The sequence below is a fragment of the Waltera sp. genome, from assembly GCF_046969025.1.
Taxonomy (GTDB): Bacteria; Bacillota; Clostridia; order Lachnospirales; family Lachnospiraceae; genus Acetatifactor; species Acetatifactor acetigignens.
Genome location: NZ_JBKVQF010000050.1, coordinates 1 through 1,830, shown reverse-complemented (window position 1 = coordinate 1,830; position 1,830 = coordinate 1). Strand labels below are relative to the sequence as shown.

The 1,830-nt window shown below is 46.6% G+C and carries 1 protein-coding gene; it reads right to left on the bottom strand.

The window, feature by feature from the left end:
• Nucleotides 1-136: 136 nt before the first annotated feature.
• Nucleotides 137-1,474, bottom strand: coding sequence for an IS110 family transposase (locus tag ACLTOH_RS15200; protein ID WP_412224357.1), 1,338 nt, complete (start codon nt 1,472-1,474; stop codon nt 137-139).
• Between the last annotated feature and the right edge of the window lie 356 nt (nt 1,475-1,830).

Genomic DNA, 1,830 nt, shown 5'->3' with positions numbered 1-1,830 from the left:
AAAGTCCAGCTAAGAAATGTCAAGAGGTGATATAAAAAAGTTAAATTTTTTACAGCAGCGAAAAAAGGGTAACCTTAACAGACCATTCCGATATATTGGATTGGTCGCGAACGAAATATTGAGAGTACCGTGTTGATTATGCGGCTTTCCGTATCTTGTCTGGATACTCCGCAGCGAATCGCTGGCAGTGCTCTTCCGGAGTGATGATCTCGAAAGGTTTGTTATCTCGAAGCATGGCAAAGATGATGTTGCAGATCTTATGCATGACAGCGCCCATTGCTACTGGTTTTTTCTTGCCAGAACACTTTCTTGTGTAGTAGTCGTAAATGACAGGATTCACAGGTGTGCCGCTTCCTTTATCAACCTTTACGTTATTGAGTGCGACCATGTGAAGAACCCGTCTGGCAAGGCTGGAACCGCGTTTGGACATATGGACTTTATCGCCATTGAGTTTTCCAGACTGTTTGACGGCAGGGTCAAGCCCAAAGTAAGCGTAAAGTTTTTTCGGGGAAGGAAAAAGTTTAAAATCCCCCATCTCCGCGATCAGGACGACTGCGCTTAAGAAACCGATTCCGCGCAGGGACTGCAGAAGGCAGATCTGGTCGTAGATCAAAGTATCCTGCAGCCGTTCCACCGTCTCATGGAGCGCCTTCAGGAGTGCGTCCAGATGCTTCTGGTATTCCTGATAAGTATCAATATAAAGGCGGATGCGGACAGCATTGCTGGGAAGTGCCCTGCCGAAAACAGAAGCATCTTGTGCGGCAGCGATGACGGCGTCATACTTACGCAGTGCATAAGCTTCGCCAAAACGTGCCGTGCTACGGATGGTCTCCACGATATCGTCTTTAGAAGCCTCAAGCATGTCCCCGGCAAGAGGATAAGAGCTTAGCAGCTTTAAGGAAGACTGTGTGGTGACCTTGCTGAAGACTTTCGCATAAGCGGGGAAAGACATTTTCAGTTCCGCAGTGAGTTTGAGAGCGACAGCAGACTGGAGATCCTTGAAATAATAGTAATCACGGACCAGGTTTCTCAGATCAACGACGGAATCCTCGGGGATGATGGAAGCCTTAAGAGAAACGTTGAGACCAACAAGGGCAGCCTTTTTCGAGTCGAATTTATCATTATGCAGTTTCCTTATGTTGATATTTGTGCTATTCTTAGTGATGATAGGATTAATGACGGAGCAGTCAAACCCCTTATCACGAAGGAAGCACAGGAGCGGGATATGGTAGATCCCGGTAGACTCAAGGAAGCAGCGGCTTTTGAGAGAATACGTCTCTTGCGCTTCCTTTATTTTTGTGACAGCGAGGTCTCTGGATCTGGGATCAGAATGGACGATCTTAAAGGGTTTCCCGATAAAAGCCCCATTAGGGAGGGCGATAGACATCCATGTAAAATCGGCGCCGACATCGAGGCCGACAGAGAGGTAAGAAGAACTGCCGTCAATCCATGTAAGTAATCTTTTGTAATGCATAGTAAAATATCCTTTCCGGCAGGCATCCATTTCCAAAAGGTGGATACACAACCTAGCGGCTTATACAGGTATAGCCTGAGGCTTCCCAACCAGCCAAACCATAAATCACCACCGAATGGACAGACAGACTTTCTAAGAGGTTTTCCCGGCGGAAAGCCGGGTCCCAAGGAGGAAACGTCAATTGCCCTGCCTCAGTGATTATACCTCAAGATCTGGCCTGGTGCATTATGGAAGTCTCAGACACGGTAAGGAACAATAACTTCTGATGGAGAGGAGAATCCCTCCTTCAGTTATTCATTTAGACTTTGTAACTATTAATCTGTAGTCATCATTGACTACACCATTATTATACTAGG